The 17,148-nt window shown below is 64.1% G+C and carries 19 protein-coding genes; 11 read left to right on the top strand and 8 right to left on the bottom strand.

The features are described 5' to 3' along the window. Positions 1-39 precede the first annotated feature (39 nt). The 4 genes from ABH924_RS01815 to ABH924_RS01800 all read left to right on the top strand — a co-directional run bounded on the left by ABH924_RS01815 (position 40) and on the right by ABH924_RS01800 (position 5,726). Positions 40-1,362, top strand: coding sequence for a mannitol dehydrogenase family protein (locus ABH924_RS01815; RefSeq protein WP_404496564.1), 1,323 nt, complete (start codon positions 40-42; stop codon positions 1,360-1,362). 399 nt (positions 1,363-1,761) lie between these two features. Further along, entirely contained in the window at positions 1,762-2,991 is a 1,230-nt protein-coding gene (gene manD / locus ABH924_RS01810; protein ID WP_234748499.1) for a D-mannonate dehydratase ManD, read from the top strand. Further along, the gene (locus tag ABH924_RS01805) at positions 2,981-5,329 is read left to right on the top strand and encodes a gluconokinase, GntK/IdnK-type (protein ID WP_404496433.1); all 2,349 of its coding nucleotides are present in this window, start codon (positions 2,981-2,983) and stop codon (positions 5,327-5,329) included. Before manD ends, ABH924_RS01805 begins: the two co-directional genes overlap by 11 nt. 127 nt (positions 5,330-5,456) lie before the next feature. Continuing rightward, positions 5,457-5,726: a hypothetical protein gene (locus ABH924_RS01800; RefSeq protein WP_139359719.1), complete on the top strand. Its 270-nt coding sequence runs from the start codon at positions 5,457-5,459 to the stop codon at positions 5,724-5,726. A 1-nt stretch (position 5,727) separates the two neighbouring features. On the opposite strand, the gene ABH924_RS01795 is transcribed toward ABH924_RS01800, so the two are convergent. Further along, positions 5,728-6,462 (bottom strand): SOS response-associated peptidase, encoded by a 735-nt coding sequence (locus tag ABH924_RS01795; protein WP_234748493.1) that lies wholly within the window; start codon positions 6,460-6,462, stop codon positions 5,728-5,730. Positions 6,463-6,568: 106 nt separating this feature from the next. On the opposite strand from ABH924_RS01795, the gene ABH924_RS01790 reads away from it, so the two are divergent. The 3 genes from ABH924_RS01790 to crcB are packed head-to-tail and all read left to right on the top strand — an operon-like array spanning position 6,569 to position 7,967. Continuing rightward, a complete protein-coding gene (locus tag ABH924_RS01790; protein WP_404496430.1) occupies positions 6,569-7,105 on the top strand; it encodes a universal stress protein in 537 nt (178 codons plus the stop codon). Next, positions 7,102-7,602, top strand: coding sequence for a fluoride efflux transporter FluC (locus ABH924_RS01785; protein ID WP_404496428.1), 501 nt, complete (start codon positions 7,102-7,104; stop codon positions 7,600-7,602). The genes ABH924_RS01790 and ABH924_RS01785 overlap by 4 nt, the downstream gene beginning before the upstream one ends. Then, positions 7,599-7,967, top strand: a complete 369-nt coding sequence (gene crcB / locus ABH924_RS01780) for a fluoride efflux transporter CrcB (RefSeq protein ID WP_234748485.1) — start codon at positions 7,599-7,601, stop codon at positions 7,965-7,967. Before ABH924_RS01785 ends, crcB begins: the two co-directional genes overlap by 4 nt. Before the next feature lie 236 nt (positions 7,968-8,203). Here the strand turns inward: crcB and ABH924_RS01775 are convergent, their stop codons facing one another. Together ABH924_RS01775 and ABH924_RS01770 are read right to left on the bottom strand one after the other, a co-directional pair. Further along, entirely contained in the window at positions 8,204-9,436 is a 1,233-nt protein-coding gene (locus ABH924_RS01775) for a low temperature requirement protein A (protein ID WP_404496426.1), read from the bottom strand. Between the two features lie 225 nt (positions 9,437-9,661). After that, the gene (locus ABH924_RS01770; protein ID WP_404496424.1) at positions 9,662-9,901 is read right to left on the bottom strand and encodes a hypothetical protein; all 240 of its coding nucleotides are present in this window, start codon (positions 9,899-9,901) and stop codon (positions 9,662-9,664) included. A gap of 300 nt (positions 9,902-10,201) precedes the next feature. On the opposite strand from ABH924_RS01770, the gene ABH924_RS01765 reads away from it, so the two are divergent. From ABH924_RS01765 to ABH924_RS01750, 4 genes are all read left to right on the top strand, one after another. Continuing rightward, entirely contained in the window at positions 10,202-10,798 is a 597-nt protein-coding gene (locus tag ABH924_RS01765; protein ID WP_404496423.1) for a hypothetical protein, read from the top strand. A 72-nt stretch (positions 10,799-10,870) separates the two neighbouring features. Further along, the gene (locus ABH924_RS01760) at positions 10,871-12,121 is read left to right on the top strand and encodes a hypothetical protein (protein WP_404496421.1); all 1,251 of its coding nucleotides are present in this window, start codon (positions 10,871-10,873) and stop codon (positions 12,119-12,121) included. Between the two features lie 113 nt (positions 12,122-12,234). Further along, positions 12,235-12,729, top strand: a complete 495-nt coding sequence (locus ABH924_RS01755; protein ID WP_404496419.1) for a hypothetical protein — start codon at positions 12,235-12,237, stop codon at positions 12,727-12,729. Between the two features lie 68 nt (positions 12,730-12,797). Continuing rightward, entirely contained in the window at positions 12,798-12,944 is a 147-nt protein-coding gene (locus ABH924_RS01750) for a lmo0937 family membrane protein (protein WP_345449193.1), read from the top strand. A 340-nt stretch (positions 12,945-13,284) separates the two neighbouring features. Here the strand turns inward: ABH924_RS01750 and ABH924_RS01745 are convergent, their stop codons facing one another. The 5 genes from ABH924_RS01745 to ABH924_RS01725 are packed head-to-tail and all read right to left on the bottom strand — an operon-like array spanning position 13,285 to position 17,032. Further along, on the bottom strand, positions 13,285-13,842 hold the full coding sequence (locus ABH924_RS01745; protein ID WP_404496417.1) for a putative immunity protein: 558 nt from the start codon (positions 13,840-13,842) through the stop codon (positions 13,285-13,287). 2 nt (positions 13,843-13,844) lie between these two features. Continuing rightward, a complete protein-coding gene (gene zapE / locus ABH924_RS01740; protein WP_404496415.1) occupies positions 13,845-15,023 on the bottom strand; it encodes a cell division protein ZapE in 1,179 nt (392 codons plus the stop codon). Beyond that, positions 15,023-16,018, bottom strand: coding sequence for a magnesium/cobalt transporter CorA (corA, locus tag ABH924_RS01735; RefSeq protein ID WP_234748465.1), 996 nt, complete (start codon positions 16,016-16,018; stop codon positions 15,023-15,025). The genes zapE and corA overlap by 1 nt, the downstream gene beginning before the upstream one ends. A gap of 18 nt (positions 16,019-16,036) precedes the next feature. After that, positions 16,037-16,462 (bottom strand): DUF1761 domain-containing protein, encoded by a 426-nt coding sequence (locus ABH924_RS01730; protein ID WP_404496414.1) that lies wholly within the window; start codon positions 16,460-16,462, stop codon positions 16,037-16,039. A 9-nt stretch (positions 16,463-16,471) separates the two neighbouring features. Beyond that, the gene (locus ABH924_RS01725) at positions 16,472-17,032 is read right to left on the bottom strand and encodes an Lrp/AsnC family transcriptional regulator (RefSeq protein ID WP_404496412.1); all 561 of its coding nucleotides are present in this window, start codon (positions 17,030-17,032) and stop codon (positions 16,472-16,474) included. Positions 17,033-17,148: the final 116 nt, after the last annotated feature.

The raw sequence follows: 17,148 nt of genomic DNA, 5'->3' as shown, positions 1-17,148 counted from the left end.
ATCAAGCCCATCGGCAAAGCCCCGGTGCGCATCGTGCACATGGGGCTGGGTGCCTTCCACCGATCCCACCAGGCGTGGTACACCCAGCATGCAGGCGACGCGGAGGAGTGGGGCATCGCCTCCTTCACGGGCCGCCGCCCGGATGCCGCAGAGGTCCTGGCCGCCCAGGACGGCCTCTATACCGTGGTCGAGCGTTCGGACGCCGGTGATTCTTTCGAAGTCATCGGCAGCATCGTCGAGGCTGTTGACGGTGCCGACGTCGAGCGCTTTGTCGAGCTTGTCTCCGCGCCGCTGACTTCGCTCATCACGCTCACCATCACCGAGGCCGCCTACCGGCTCGGGGCCGACGGCAAGCTGGACAACCAAGCGCCGGACGTCGTCGCGGACCTCGCCTTGCTTGCTGACGGTTCTGCTTCCGGCAAGCCGACGACGCCGCTGGGCCGCCTGGTACTCGGCCTCGCCGCGCGCCGCGACGCCGACGCCGGTCCACTCGCCGTCGTCTGCTGCGACAATCTCTCCAACAACGGGACCGTTGCCAGAAGCGCCGTGATGGGGATGGCCAAGGCGTTCGACGCCGGGCTCGCCGCGTGGATCGACGCCAACGTCAGTTTTGTCAGTACTTCCGTTGACCGCATCACGCCGCGGACGACGGACGCCGATATCGACGCCGTCGCTGCCGCCTGCGGATACCGCGACGAATCACCCGTGGTCGCCGAGCCCTTCCGCAACTGGGTCCTCAGCGGGGACTTCCCCGCGGGACGCCCGCACTGGGAAGACGCGGGCGCCGTTTTCGTGGACGAGATCGAGCCGTACGAGAACCGGAAGCTGTGGCTCCTCAACGGCGCCCACTCGCTCCTCGCCTATGCCGGCCAGCTGCGCGGACACAAGACAGTGGCCGAAGCGCTCGCCGACGATTTCTGCCGACGGGCGGTGGAGGACTTCTGGGACGAGGCCGCCACCAGCCTGCATGGTGAGGGCTTGCGCATCCCCGAGTATCGGGCAGCCCTGCTGGAACGCTTCGGGAATTCCCGGATCGCTCACCACCTGGCCCAGATAGCCATGGATGGCAGCGCAAAGCTGCGCATGCGGGCGTTGCCTGTGCTCCGCGCCGAGCGCGCCGCCGGCCGCAGCGGCCAAGCGGCTGCGCGGATGATCGCGGCCTGGTCTGCCTACACCGCCACGGCAACCGGTCTCCAGGATCCGCAGGCGGCAGACATCGCCGCCGCGAACCTCCTCACGGGCCGTGCCCGGCTCGAGGCTCTGCTCGGCCTCGTGGATCCGGACCTGGTCGCCGACGCGGCGATCGTGGACCTCGTCGAGCGCTTGGCCGAGACCTTCGCGGCCGCCGGCAACCTCAGCTAGTCCGGCAATCACTTTCGACGGCGCCCGTTGCCTTCCGCGCGAAGGCGACGGGCGCCGTCGTGTAGGCCAGGATATCTGAGCGAGCGTTTGGCAGATAGAGGAATTATGTGAGCGGGCGTCGGGGGAAAGTGCCACGTATGTGAGCCGGCGTTTGGCAGAACACACGCTCGCTCACATATACGGCACTTTCCGCCAACCCTCGCTCACCTTTGGCGGCTTTTTCGCCAACGCTCGCTTACCTCTTCTGAGCGAGCGCTTCGGAGAATTTCTCCACGAAATAATACTGCAACCGGTTGCCAAAAATTGTCATCCATCCTAAGATCGTCTTTACCCGCCCTGTGGTGCACGTCGCATCCGGGCCAGGCCAGCCCTCGATCAGCAACCCTGAAAGGACCAGCTGTGAAAATCATTGCTGCTGAAGTCTTCGTGACCAGCCCCACCCGGAACTTCGTGACTTTGCGGATCACCACCGAGGACGGCGTGACCGGCATCGGCGACGCGACCCTGAACGGCCGTGAACTCGCCGTGGCCGCGTATCTGAAGGAACACGTGGCGCAGCTGCTGATCGGCAAGGACCCGCACCGGATCGAGGACACCTGGCAGTTCCTTTACCGCTCCTCGTACTGGCGCCGTGGCCCCGTCACCATGGCCGCCATCGCCGCCGTCGACATGGCGCTGTGGGACATCAAGGGCAAGGTGGCCGGACTGCCGGTCTACCAGCTCCTGGGCGGCGCCTCCCGCAACGGGCTGCGCGCGTACGGCCACGCCTCTGGCGCGGACATCCCCTCCTTGTTCGACTCGGTCCGGGAGCACCTGGAGCTCGGTTACAAGTCGATCCGCATCCAGACCGCCATCCCGGGCATCAAGGCCGTCTACGGCGTGGCCGCCCAGGCGCAGGCTTCGGGTGAGCGCTACGACTACGAGCCGGCCGGCCGCGGTGCGTTTCCGCAGGAAGAGGACTGGGACACGCGTGCCTACCTGCGCCACCTGCCCACGGTCTTTGAAGCAGTGCGCAACGAATTCGGCCCGGAAATCCCGCTGCTGCACGATGGCCACCACCGTATGACCCCCATCCAGGCCGCCAAGCTTGGCAAGGCTCTGGAACCGTACGACCTGTTCTGGCTCGAGGATTGCACCCCGGCCGAAAACCAGGAAGGGCTGCGCCTGGTCCGCCAGCACACCACGACCCCGCTGGCCATCGGTGAAATCTTCAACACGGTCTATGACTTCCAGACGCTCATCAAGGAACAGCTGATCGACTACGTCCGGGCCGCGTCCACGCACTTCGGCGGGATCTCGCCGCTGAAGAAGGTCATGGACTTCGCTGCCCAGTACCAGATCAAGTCCGGATTCCACGGCCCCACCGACATTTCCCCTGTCGGGTTCGCCGCGCAGCTGCACGTTGGCCTTGCCATCCACAACTACGGCATCCAGGAGTACATGCAGCACTCGGACAAGACCAACACGGTCTTCGAGCAGTCCATGACCTTCACCGACGGCTACCTGCACCCGGGCGACAAGCCGGGCCTCGGCGTCGACTTCAATGAAGAAGCCGCCAACTCTTTCCCGTACCAGCAGGCCTACTTGCCCTACAACCGTCTCGTGGACGGCACCGTTCATGACTGGTAGGAACGTAGCCATGGCCGGGGACCTCAGTGCAGCCGCGGAAATGCCGCGGCGCATTGTGGTGATGGGCGTTTCCGGCTGCGGCAAGACAACCATCGGGGACCTCGTGGCCCGGGCTCTCGGAGTTCCGTTCCTCGATGGCGATTCGCTCCACCCGGTGGAAAACGTTGCCAAAATGGCCGCTGGAACCCCGCTCACTGACGAAGACCGCTGGCCGTGGCTTGCGACGGTCGGCACCGAACTCGCCAACGCCGAAGACGGCGGGCTGGTGCTCGCCTGCTCCGCCCTCCGGCGCAGCTACCGTGATGCCATTCGTGAGAAAGCCCCGGACACCGTCTTCCTGCACTTGCACGGCAGCAAAGAGGTGCTGAGGGAACGGACAGAAGGGCGTTCCGGCCACTTCATGCCGCCTGCCCTCCTTGATTCGCAGCTCACCACCCTGGAACCGCTCGACGCCGACGAGGCCGGGTTTGTCGTGGACATCGCCGTCCCGGTAAGCGAGGTGGTCGCGGAAGCGCTGGCCGGGATTGCCGCCGTCGCAGTTTCCAAACCTCCGGCGGGCGGTAGCGCCGCCGGTGCCGTGGGCACCCCAGCGCGGCAGTTCGACGTCGACCTCCAGTCGGCGCCGTTCAACCTCGACGACGACGCCGTTGCGTGGGTGGACTCCACCATCCGCGGCATGAGCCTCGAGGAGAAAATCGGGCAGCTCTTCATCAATCACAACAACGATTACTCCCCGGAGTACCTCGACGGTGTACTGGAGAACTATCACGTTGGCGGGATGCGGTACAGGCCGGGTCCGTCCGCCGCTGTCCAGCAACACATCCGTTATGCCCAGTCCAAAACGCGGATCCCGCTCCTGGTGGCCTCCAACCCGGAAATGGGAGGAGCCGGAAGCTGCGACGATGGAACTTTTGTGTCGACCCACCTGCAGGCCGGTTCCCACCCGGATAAGTCCATCGCCAGGAAGATGGGCCAGGTGGCCGGTGTGGAAACCGCGGCTTTGGGCTGCAACTGGGCCTTCGCACCGATCGTGGACATCCACTACAACTGGCGCAACACGGTCATTTCCACCCGGGCCTTCGGCAACACACCGGAAATCGTGGTGGAGCGCGCCAAGGAGTACTTCGACGGCATCAGCGAATCGCCCACCGTCTGCGCTATCAAGCACTTCCCGGGCGACGGCGTGGACGAACGCGACCAGCACGTCGTCACTTCGTACAACACGCTCGGGTACGCGGAATGGAATTCCAGCTACGGGCACGTGTACCGGGAAATGATCGGCCACGGGGTCCAATCCATCATGGTCGGACACATCGGGGCGCCTGAGCTCACACGGCATTTCCGTCCGGGGACGGAAGACAGGGACATACTTCCAGCCACCCTCGCTCCGGAGCTTCTCCAGGACTTGCTCCGTGGCGAGCTCGGCTTCAACGGCTTGATCCTCACTGATGCATCCCAAATGGTCGGCCTCACCCAGGCCAAGAAACGCAAGGACCTTGTTCCAGCCACCATCGCCGCCGGCTGCGACATGTTCCTGTTCTTCCGCAACCGGGCGGAGGACTTTCAGTACATGATGGACGGCTACAAGTCCGGCGTGATCACCGATCAGCGCCTGCATGACGCACTGCGCCGGATTCTGGGGTTGAAGGCCAGCCTGGGGCTGCACAAGAAACTGCCGGAAGAATTGACGCCGTCGCCTGAGGCACTGCGGCTGATCGGCAGCGAAGCCCACCTCGCCGTCGCCGCCGAAATCGCCGACAAGACCGTCACCCTGATCAAGGACACCGCCGGCAACCTGCCCATCACGCCGGAAACGCATAAGCGCATTCGCCTGTACGGCATCTCGGGCGGTTCCGATTTCACCCGGGCGGATCCGCTGGCCTACCTGGATACGGTCAAGGAGGAACTTGAAATCGCCGGTTTCGAGGTCCACCTCTTTAAGACGGCGGAGCAGCGTGAAGCTGCGGGGGAGTCGGGCGTGAACTTCATGAGCGTCATATCCGACGAAGCCACCGGCGATTATGCGGACAAGTATGATGCCGCGTTCGTCTTCGCTTGCGTGTTGGGCTTTGCCCAGGAGGCGGCGATCCGCATCAAGTGGTCCAGCCCTATGGCGGCGGAAATCCCTTGGTACGTCACAGAAGTCCCTACGGTGTTCGTCTCGCTGAACCAGCCGAACCACTTGATCGATGTGCCGATGGTCAAGACGGCCATCAACGCCCATGCAGGGACTCGGGAGGCCATCCGGGCTACCATCGAGAAAATCCAGGGCAAATCCGAGTTCCAGGGAACGTTCAACGAAAACGTGTTCTGCGATTCGTTCGACACCCGGCTTTAGCCCGTGGCGGCCATTTCCCAGCTGCATGGGGAATGGCCGTCGAATGCCCGGTGGCCGGAATGATCGAGCTATGGAGTTCGAATCTCCTGATCTCCATATTGTCGATGCCTCGCAGTAGTATTCGGGCATGCCTGACCAGCCCGAATATCCCGCGCCGTTGAATTCAGTCGGCGCCCCGCCGCCGCGGCAAACGGAGCCGCTGTCAACCGTTTCAAGGGTGCCCGTTATCGCCAAGCTCGTTTGGCCGAAGTACCTTCAATACGTTCCGGCCATGGTCACCCGGACGTCCGAGGGCAAGGTCCTGGTGCAATGGTGGCCGAATCCCTTCGGATCGGCCACCAGATTGACTTGGCTAAAGGATACGGACGTGAGGGCCGAGCTGCGCTACGAGCGTTGAGTCAGGCGGCCGGGTTCGCGATGTCCACCAACTTGGTGTTGTCGTCCACGAGTTCCACGGGCCTCATTGTCCATGACGACGCCAAGCCATACGCATCGCCCAGCACGGCGTCCAACAGGGCCTGGCCCCTGGTTTCCTTGGGGTCGATCCAATCGTTGATCATGTCCGGAGAAATCGGGACCGGGATCCGGTCATGCAAATTGTGCAGTCTTTCGTGAACGCCTTCCGGAGGGGAATCCATGGTCAGGATCGAGCAGGACAAACGCCACGCGCCGGGCGCGGACTTGTCCTCGATGCTCTCGTCGCGCCATGGCGCAAACAATCCGGCGAAGGTAATCAGCTCATCCTGCGGTTCGACGATGTAGCGCTGCTTCGGATCCTTGCGGCCAGGACCCGATTTCTTCCACTCGTAGTAGGCAGAGGCCGGGACGACCGCCCGCCATTTGGGCAGGGACGCCCTGAATACCGGGATTGCCCCGGCGGTTTCCGAGCGCGCATTCCAGGTGGGTACTTTCGAATCGAAGGACTTGGAGAATGTTGGAACCAAGCCCCACCGCCCGGCCGCGAGCTCGCGTCCGACTGAACCGTCCCCGGCCCGTCCCCTCAGAAAGACCACAGGGTCAGTCGGGTTGATCTGGAGCGTTGGCGAGGGGTAGTCGGTATCACCGCGCAGCACGGCACCGAGCTTCCTCGACAGATAGTCTGCTTCGAAACCGACACTGAACCGACCGCACATATCGACATTCTCGCTTAGCGCCTGGGACAACGCCAGTCGCAGAAGCCCATACTGGAGCAAGATGGAAGAACCCGCATCCTCACACCCCGGACATCTGGAGGGCCCCATGAGCAACCCCCGCGGCGAGGACCCGCCGCCGGCCAAGGGCGGCCCCGCCCATTTGGCCGGACCGGTGCTGGCAGGAGTGCTCCCGAACCAGCCTGTCACAGTGATTGAGAAAGCCGCCGAAGTAGCAATCAGCGCCGGATTGGAACTGGTCCTGGCCTTCGCTGATGTCACGAGCTTCCCGGCGGCAGGGGACCGGGATGGGCATCTGGCGGCCCAAGCGATCGACCCGGACGGAATCGACGACGACGCCGCGGCCATCTCGGAGTCGCTCCAATCCCGCATCGCGGATCAACTCGACGGAAGGGGTGTGCGGTGGACCTTTGTGACCCTCGCCGGCGAGCCTGCCCGGTCGCTTGGCCGATTTGCAGCGAGTATCAACGCTTCCATGATCGTCGTGGGAACCAAGGAACATGGCCTTGGCCCGAAGTTTGAAGGACTGGTCACCGGATCGGTAGCCTTGCATCTGGCACATCGCCAGAACTGCCCCGTGCTCATGGTTCCCTTGGGCCGCCACGACCCAAGCAGGGATCAATGAAGGAAAGCAGCACTGCCCCGCCCGGAGTCCAAACCCAGACGGCACCCCAGGGCCGGCACCCGCACCGCCCGCTCCATCTGCACGGGCGGTTCGTTCTGCTCGTCGCGGCCGGCGGAATTCTGGGGGCTTTGAGCCGCTACGGTTTTGGCATGGCCCTTCCGGCGCCAAATGCGTGGCCGCTGCCCACCCTGCTTATCAATCTGTCCGGTGCGCTCGCGCTTGGCTGGCTCCTCGAAGCGCTCGCCCGAAGCGGGCCCGACGCCGGTCTCCGCCGGGTTGCCCGCTTGGGCATTGGAAGCGGTTTCCTTGGGGCCTACACCACCTACAGCACCTTGGCGCTGGACTCGGTGCATCTTTTCGGAGCAGGACGCGGGATGGACGCTATGTGGTATCTGGCAACCAGCCTGCTGGGCGGTGTCGTGGCCACAACCCTGGGGATTTGGCTTGGGGCGCTCCAGCACCGGTCCGCCCGTCAAGGGCAGAAGGCCCAGCCATGACCCTCCTTCTCATAGCGCTCGCGGGCGGGGCGGGCGCGGCCGCACGTTTCGTGGTGGATGGTGTGGTCCGTTCCTGGGCCAGGACTGCGCTGCCGCTGGGAACGATCTTCATCAACCTCTCCGGGTCGCTGCTCATGGGGATCCTGGCGGGACTGGTCATGGCACATCAGGCTCCCGAATCCCTTCAGTTGATTCTGGGCACTGGATTCCTCGGCGGGTACACGACTTTCAGCACGGCAAGCTTGGAGACGGTCAGGCTTGTCCAGAGCGGCCGGACAGGCCTTGCCCTCCTCAACGGAGTGGGCACTATGGCGGCATGCGTCGGAGCCGCGGCAGCCGGCGTCGGGCTGGTCTTGTTGTTCTGAAATGGCGCGTCAGCTATACAGCCCCGCCAGCGACTCAACAATGCGTTTCGCGCTTCCGTGGCGGGTCCTTCTTCGACCAGGCCGCATAGACGGGAACAGGCTCTGCCCTACGTGGCGGATTTGATCGCATTGCGCCGGGTCCCTGACCAGCTGTTCGGTGTGCTGCTGTTGCCGGGTGGAAACCGTAAGGCCCACTCCCGTTCGGGCGTCCACCTCGCGGGCCGCGGCGGGCAGCCTTAGGCCCCAGCCTGCTTCAGGGCCTGCTCCTCGTGTCGGTAGCCGACCGTCTCGTAAGCTACGACGATGAGCGCGGGCGAGGCAGCGACGAGGAGCAGCGTGGTGCCCACGCTCGCACCGAGGCCCACCGCGACTACCGCAGATACAAGGACGAGCGCGGCCGCGCTGAATATCCAGATATGGTACGGATCGGCAGTGCGCAGCAGGAGCGAGTAGATCGTCACGAGGGTCAGTTCGAAGACGAACACTGGAAGGGCGACGGTGAGTACCGTGGCGGTGGCGTCGATGTGGCTCCCACCGGAGATGAAGATCGCCGCCGCGTGGAGGCCGGCGCCCGTGCCGACGACCGAGGCAAACACGACGATGTGCAGGTAGCTCCATCCGAACGCGCGACGGCGATGATGTCCCAGCACCCGCCCGGATGGGACGGTGAAGTACAGCCACCACATCGCGAAGGCGAGGGCGGTGCCGCCGGAGGCGACGAGCACGACCTCGACCGACCAACCCGACCGGTCGGCGACAGCCGAGATCGCGAGCACAGCGCCGAGGATCACCTCACCGAGCGTGATGATCACGAGCAGCGAGTACCGTTCAGCGATGTGGTGCGGATGCCACGGGGTTCCTCCGTCCTTCCGCTCGGCGAGGAGCGGGCCCACCAACTCGACGCCGACGAGGGCCGCGATGACCCACGACGTCGCCCCGATCGGGAGCGAGGCGAAGATGAGTAGGACCCATCCGACCTGCGCCACCGAGACGGCAGCCGCGTAGGTCAGGCAGGCTCGCCGATGCTCAGGATCATGCCGCGCAGCGCGCAGCCAGAGCGCTACCGCGGCTACACGCATGATCACGTACCCGCTCACCATGATTGCGTTGTCGACATGGCGGCCTTCGTCGATCGAGCGGAAGAAGGGTGGCATCCCGAGGGCGATCACGAGCACCCCGACCATCTCGATCAACGTCGCGATGCGGAAGAAGACGTCGTCGTTGTCGTACGCGGAGGCCAGCCACGAGTAGTTCACCCACGCCCAACTGATCGCGAAGACCCCAAGGACGAACCCGGTGACAGCGGCCGACCAGTGCCCTTTCTCAAGGAGCAGGGCCGTCTGTGTTGAGACCGCGCTGAAGGCGACGACAAAGACGAGGTCGAAGAGGAGCTCGAGCGGGGTCGAGGTCCGGTGTTGCTCGGCTGGATCGCGCCCTGACATACGTCCGAGCCGATGGGTGAGGCTCATACATGAAAGTTACTCCGAAGAGGCGCTGCCGGGGAGGACCATCCGTCTCGACGGCCAGTGGCGCACATGCCGGTCGACATTCCGGGAGTTCCGGCCGTCCGCAACGACTTTGCCGACTGGCATGCGTGCCTTGAGTGTCATCCCAGGGAGACGGGGCAGGTTTTCGCTGGATCCTCGGGCAGGAGTAAGGGCTGCCGGGCCTTGGCCAAAAGGGGTCGACAGCGCTTAGTCCTGTCCGAGGTCGCGGACAAACTGTGCGAATCCGGGAATGGTGAATTCGAGGGTGCCGCGTAGGCTGGCTTGGAGGAATCCCTTGTCGATCAGCCTCGCGCGGGGCACGGAGAGGGCCTCCAAATCTGCCTCCATGGCGCCGCGCCCGATGCGCACGTTGGCAGCGGTGATAGTCACGCCCGGGTCCGGGCGTCCGGCCGCGGCCCAAGCGGCGTCTCCGATGAGCTGGACCAAGTAGGGATAGCCGCTCGCGACCGCGACGGCTTCCTCAAGCGCGTCCCGTTCAAGGACGTCTTCCCGAAGCCGCGGGGCGCATGATCGACACGGATCTTGCCTACAAGGCGCCGCAGGTCAACCAGATAGGAAAGCCGTTCGTCGAAGAATGATGGTCGGCCGGAGACTCCTACATATCCGGCCCAGTTCTCTCCGATCTTCATAGTCGAGGTGTCAGGTGGAGGACCCTTCAGCGGGCACGGACCGGGCGCTCCGCGTGTACCGTATCATCGCTGTCATGGTCCTGAACTGGAGGTCACCGTGGCGGAAAATGACGTGACAGGGCACAGCCTTGACCTGAAACCGCGCGCCGGAGCACGTCGCCGAGAGCTCGTGCGCCGCACCGAATTCGGCCTCGTCATCGCACTTCTGGCCGAGTTCCTCCTGGGCATGGCTGTTAACCTCTTCGTCAAGATCCCCGAGTCGCATCCCGGCGCGAAGCCGCCAGATTTCTTGAACGGGGTCGTGCAGAGCGTGGGCTGGGCCGTGACGGACGGCGGCCTGTGGCTCGCCCTGCACGCCGGGCTGGGCCTGCTCCTCACCCTCGGTGCCCTGGCCGCCCTCCTCAAGTCAATCGGCAGCCACGACCGTACGGCTCTCACAACGTCGGCCGTGGGATTCGTCTCTGTCCTTGAAGCCGGTTTCAATGGCGGCAGCTTCCTCAATTACGGCGAGGACTACAGCTCGATGATCATGGCCTCGCTCTTCGCCGTGGCCACGGGCAGCTACGCCTTCGGCGTCTACCTGCTGGGTCGTCGCGAGCGGCAGCCACAGGTCGTCGCCGGTGAAAGCCGGACTCGCCGCACGCCGGGCTTCCGTCGCCACAAGCCCCCGTCACGCCCGCCAGCCGGTCCGTGAGCGGGCAACCCGCTGGCAGTATGCTGCGTTCTGAGGCTTTCTTGGTGTGTCATCGATTTTGGGGGTAGGGGTATGCGTTTCTCCGGGGTTCTAGCTGTGGCCGCCGTTGGCGGCATTCTGTTGGTTGGTGCCGGTCCTGCGATTGCGTCGGGGGATGTCGTGGACGTCGGGGGAACTCCGCTTTGCGTGGTCGTGGACGCAGACGGCACCGCCTATATCGGCGACTACTCCTGGGGCGGAGGGGTGAACGTTCTCCCTCCGGGGGCGAACAAGCCGTCCCGGACTCTGACGACCGGCTACGGCGCGGCGGGAATGGCCCTATCCGCCGATGGCACTTTGTATGTCGAAGGGTGGGACTCTGCCAAGCAGCAGGAGAAGCTCGGCGTGATCCCGAAGGGCTCCTCCGGCGTGACGCGCACGATTGCCCTAACCCCGGGTGCCCACCTCATCGCCGCGGCCCCGGACGGGACGGTGTTTGTTCCCAACCCCGACCTTGGCACGGTCTCGGTCATCCCGCCCGGAGCTGACGCGCCGGCGCGCGAGATCATCGTCGGAGCGAATCCCAGGGAAGTGGCCGTCGCCAAGGACGGCACTGCCTACGTGACCAACCAGAATGACGGGACGGTCTCGGTGATCCCTGCCGGCGCGAGCAGGGTCTCACGCACCATCCAGGTCAGCTCCACGCCCGGGCGGACGAGCGACCCGCACGGGATCGCGGTCGGGCCGGACGGCACCGTGTACGTCACCAATATCACGGCAAACGACGTCGCCGTGATCAAGCCCGGAGGCGCAGCGGTCGCCTACCGCGTGGCGGTGCCCGGGGGACCGAAGGAAGTCGCCGTCGGTTCGGACGGAGCTGTCTACGTCCTCTACATGGCCAACGGCTTATCCGTCATCCGACCTGGCGGAACGAGCGTTTCGCTCGGCCTGCCCACGGGCCAGGACCCAGGGCATCTCGCCCTCGAACCCGACGGGTCCCTCATCGTCACCAACACAACTGCCAAATCCGTGGCTGTCTTCCCGTCCCAGGTACTCCACGCCTTCCAGCCGCCCCAGTCCACAGCTCAGGCGGCCCAGCCGCAGGGCGAGAACCCGGGTCCGACGGCACAGGCACCGTCCGACAACGCGGGGGCCGGCTTCTGGTCCAGCATTCCGGCAGTCCTTGGCGTTGTCGTCGCGGCGGTGCTGATAGGCGCTGCCGCGCTGGTCCTGACAGCCAGACGGAGCAACCGTTTGAGAGCCCGCGAGGTTCTGGCACCTTCACTGGCACCGCCAGAGAGGCCGGAAGAACTCCGCATCCTCTCGGATCAAGAGCAGGGCTGAGGGCTATCCCAGCGAACGACGGGATGTCGCGTTGAGGGATCCGCCTACGAGCCGCGATGATTTGCCCGGCTCTCGTCGCGACGCTGTCGCTTGCAGGCTGCGACAGAACACCGATGGACAGCACCACAGGAGCGCCGACCAGAACGCCTACCCCAGCGGCCAGCACTACCGCAGCCTTCCATCCCGGCGGCAGTGTGTCGGTGGGATGCGATGCGGCCAGGTCCACAAACCCGACAGAGCCCCCGCCAAACCCTGCCGATGATCTGGTCATCGGCCCGTTGGTGTACCCCGGATTGGGAAACGGCTACAACTATGGTTTCGGCCCTTACATTGACGCCGACGGCATAGCGTTTTTCAAGGAAGGTGCGGAACTGCCGGCCGACACCACGGTAACCGTTTCGATAAGCGCTCCGGCGCGGACCTGGGCCGGCATCCTGATCGAGTCCGGCCCTGCAGCCGGCTACTCCTCGGTCACCTACCGGAGCTGTTCATCCAAGTCCCAGTCGGCGCCCGCGTCCTGTCCACTTACCTCCGCGCCCGGGTCCTGCGGGGCCGGTGCGGCTTCCAAATGGAAAAACCGCACTGGCCCACCCACTTACCTTCATTAGTAAGTATACTTAGTAACGAATGCCCTAGGCCGCCGGCCTGGGTACGCAAACAAACGAGGGAGACTCACATGTTGCTTTGGATAGCCATCATTATCGCCGTTCTCTGGCTTCTCGGCTTTATCGGCGGCATCGGCGGTGGGCTCATTCACCTGCTTTTGGTGGTTGCCGTCGTCGTGCTGATTTTCCACTTCATCCGCGGCAGGTCACGCGTATAACGACGAACCTTTGCTGACGCTGGAACCCCTTGTTCGACAAGGGGTCCCGGCGTCGTCGTTCGGCGTTAGCCCGGCCCTCGTAGGCCACGTCGTGCAAGCGGACCACTTGCCCGCCGGGCGCAGCGCGAAGACAGTGTGCTGCAGCGACTTCGATGAGGTTTGCATGGGCTTCCGAAGAGAAGGGCGGCGCTCAATGCCCAGATTGCAATTCGTTTCCCGCAAGTCATGTCGAAATCATTCGTGGGCTCCGGTGGGAAGTCAGGGCCACCGCCTGGGCAAAGGTCATCTCGCAACTATGGCCGGCCTCTAAAGCCGCTGAGCAGTCGCGGTAGCCGATCGCCTACCGGACACCTTCCTGTGGCGAGACACTGACCAAAGCGGCCTGAATCTTCCGAATGATTGACCCAAGAAGGCCCGACGAGAGAAGTCCGGAACCGAGCGGGCCCGCGGCGTCCTCACCAAGTGGCGGCAACTGCTGAAGCGCCGCCCTCACTTGAGCATTCATGTGCTCGAGTTGCCAGGAGATCTCCTCGGAGATGGCCGCGGGCTGATCCTGAGCGGCCAGCCCGGCCGCTTTCGCGGCGTAGGCGGCCGCGCCGAGAGCGTGCGCGCCCATGTGAGCGACGCCGGCGGCTTGTCCAGCCGCCCGGGCGGCAGCCACAGCCGCAGGAGAGCTCACCGCGTGCGCGGCCCGACCAGTAACGAAGCGTCGGCGAATCTCACCGGCGGCGTCAAGTTCACCGTGAGCAAACGCCCGAGTACGCGCGATGGCATCACGTGGCCGGCCGTCTGTCGGGGCCTCCGTCTCGAACAAGACCAGGACTCGCTCAGCACAGTCCGCGGCCCACGCTGCCACGAGGCGACGATCGGCTTCGCTCAGTGTCTGCGGGGAAGACACGTTCAGCTGCCCCCGGCCTCTACTTCTTCAAAAGGCGTCGAGGCTTCCACCCGGTCCAGGAGCGACAGCCGGCTCGCAATTCTGGCCAGATCAACGGGCTGGGTGCTGGTCCGGTGGGCCGGATCCTGGGCCAGGTCCCAGTCCAAGGGGCCGTGACCCACCAGGAAGAGCGTGATGCCCTGGTCGTACAGGACATCCACGACATTGCTGAACCGTTGCCAGGCCGGCGCGGACCCGGCAGCCGACTCGATCGTTGGCGAGGGCACTCCGTCGATCACCCAGGTTCCGTAGTCCTCCGCCAGCGCCAAGTAGTCCGCCGTCGACATGAGGCCGCCGCACAATTCCGTGAAACTGACCCAGAGCATGTCGTCAGCCGCTTTGACGGTGAGCCGTTGCGTCGTGGGCGTGAGGATCCGCTCTTGTGACTTCGCCGGCGGGAACAAACCGAAGGCTCCGAGTTGCGCCGGCGTTCCGGGAGTAATGATCTTGCCCCTGCTGAAGGCCTCCAGGCCAGGGGAGTCGCTGGGCCGTGGCGCAGCGGAACCAGTAACCGGCGGACGCCGGAAATCAGTGTCTCCGTCGATCTCCATGATGTCCATCATCTCCTTGATCACCCCGATGGTCGGCACGAAATGATCGTGCCACAGAGGGTTCGGCAACAACTTATCCGGTGGATAGTTCGACGTCACCACGAGCGGGACTCGCCGTTGGGCCGCGGTCCGGAGCAGCTTGGCGATGAACATTCCGTCACCCACATCGTGCACGTGGAATTCGTCGAAACACAGGATGTCGACGCCGGACAGCAAGGCATCCACCGAGCGCTGGATGGCCGTGCCATCCGCCTCGGGCCTCCCGGCCGAAGCATGCACACCCCGATGCAGCTGACGGAAGAAATCATGGAAATGGATGCGCCTTTTCCGCCCCGGCAACTGACGGTAAAAGCTGTCCATGAGCCAGCTTTTGCCGCGACCCACCGGACCGTGAAGGTAGACGCTACGCGGCGTCCGCCGTCGTAGGAGTCCCTTGCGGCGGACGGAAATGGACTCGCCGAGCTGGCAGAGCCGGGCGGCGGCCGCGGCCTGGGCCGGCTCCAGGATGAAGCCTGAAGCCTCGGCGTCGGCGATGATTTCCGTTATGAGATCGGCCGCGTCGGGGCGTCGCCCAGCGGAGGCAAGGAACACTAGAGCCAGTTCTTCCGCTTGAAAATGACATACATGATAAAGCCCGCGGCAACCATCATTCCGAGCGCCATGGGATAGCCGAATGGCCAATGGAGCTCGGGCATGATGTCGAAGTTCATGCCGTAGAGCCCGGTAACGAATGCGGGTGCAAAGAAGATCGCGGCCCACGAGGAGATCTTCTTGGTTTGTTCGTTTTGTGCCGCACTCGCCTCGTTTTGCCGGTTCGCGGTCAGGGTCCCGTCGAGGGTCAGGGCGTTTTGGAGCAGGTCGCGGAACCCATTGGCGCGGGAGATGACTTGTTCGACGTGGTCCTCCACATCGCGGAGTTTGCGCTGCAGTTCGATGTCGACTCCGTATTTCTCGAACCCGCGCTTCAAGGAGGCCATCATCTCCGGGAGTGGGTTGATTGCGCGCTGGAACTGGATGACCTCGCGGGCGAGCTCATAGATGCGCCGCGAAACCAGGGGATCGCCGCCGAAGAGCTGGTCCTCGATCTCGTCGATGTCGTTCTCCAGCCCCGAGATCACAGGGCCGTAGTCGTCCACTACCCGGTCCAACAGCGCGTACAGGACGGCTTCGGGACCATGGCGCAGCAGCTCCGGTTGTTGTTCTAGATCGCGACGGACCTTGGCCACCCCGGGTGTCTCCGCGTGCCGGACCGTGACCACGAAGTTCCTCCCCGTGAAGATATGAAGCTCACCGAACTCCACGGTCTCCGTAGCATCTACGTACCGCGCAGGCCGGAGGACTGTGAAGAGGTTGTTGTCGTAGCGTTCCAGCTTGGGCCGCTGGTGGGCGTTGACGGCGTCCTCGACTGCGAGCAAGTGGAGGCCGAACTCGGCGGCTACTGCAGCCATTTCCGTCTCGTCGGGCCGGTACAGTCCAATCCACACCATTCCGCCGTGGGCGGCCAGTGTTTCGACACTTTGCTCGAGGCTTCCCGGAGTGGCGGTCCGGATACCGTTCACATAGACGGCATTGTCAATGATGGTCACGAGGTTATTCTCCTCTTCTTATTGCAACGCCCCGAGGATTAACCCGGCAACTGTCATGGCCACGATGTCATGGCCGGAGTCGATGAGGGTCACGGCGGACGGCCGGCCCGCGAAACCGTTGTGGATGACGTGGCCGCCGACGCGGAAGACGACCGCAATCACTAGCGCAAAGAAACCGGCGTGCAGGCTTCCCTGCACGCCCAGCTTGCCGATGAGGACAGCCAACAGGATGCTCGTAAGAGCTGCGGCCACCATCATGGGGATCCAGATTCCTGCGCCGCCGTCGATCTTCTTGAGGTCTTCCTCGGTCTTGCCAATAGCCTGCATCCACCGTCTCCCGAGGACCGCCGGCATGTACCAGACAAATCCGATGACCATGCTGGACATGAACGCCAGGAGTATCGCCAGCCAGTTGAGGTGCTGAAGAGAAGAGAGCCAATCCATTCTGGAATCCTAGTCGGCTTCCCTGACCGGCGAATCAGTGGAAACCTGCGTTTTGACCCGTTTCGTGGCGCCGGCGGTCTCGGCGGCGTCCACGAGCCTGCTGATGAGCGGCTCTGTCCGGTAGGGGATATGGGTGTGCAAGGCAAGGACCGTCTCCGTGCGGATGACGCCTTTGGTTCTGAGGATGGAGCGAAGCGCCGTTTGCAGGTTGTGCGTTTCGGTGGCCACCACCCGGCATAAGAGATCGCCTCGCCCGGAAATTTCATGCACCTCAAGGACCTGCGGGATACGGCGCAGGGCTCCGATCACGCCGTCGAGTTCCCGGTGGGTCACCTCCAACGTCACGAAGCCGACGACGTCGTACCCCACCTTTTCGAGGTCGACCTCACGGCCGCCGTCGTTCAATACGCCCGAGCGGACCAGCCGGCGCATCCTCGATTGGGCGGTGTTGCGCGCAATCCCCAGGGACTCGCTAAGTTCACCGATCTGAACCCTGGGATCACGGATCAACTCGAGCAGGATCTTCAGGTCCGTCGGATCGAGGGTGTTCAAATCATCACTCCAGCTCATTTGTGGTCATCGGTGGACGTCAATTTTGACTGTTCTGATCAATTCTTTCACGGACATCTGATCTATCTGGCAGGCCTGCGACATCCTATTGCCATCAATATTTTGGGCCGTCCAGT

This window comes from Arthrobacter sp. GAS37 (genome assembly GCF_044908325.1).
GTDB lineage: Bacteria > Actinomycetota > Actinomycetes > Actinomycetales > Micrococcaceae > Arthrobacter > Arthrobacter ramosus.
Note: the sequence above shows the minus strand (reverse complement) of the source record. Positions and strands in the feature narration are given on the sequence as shown.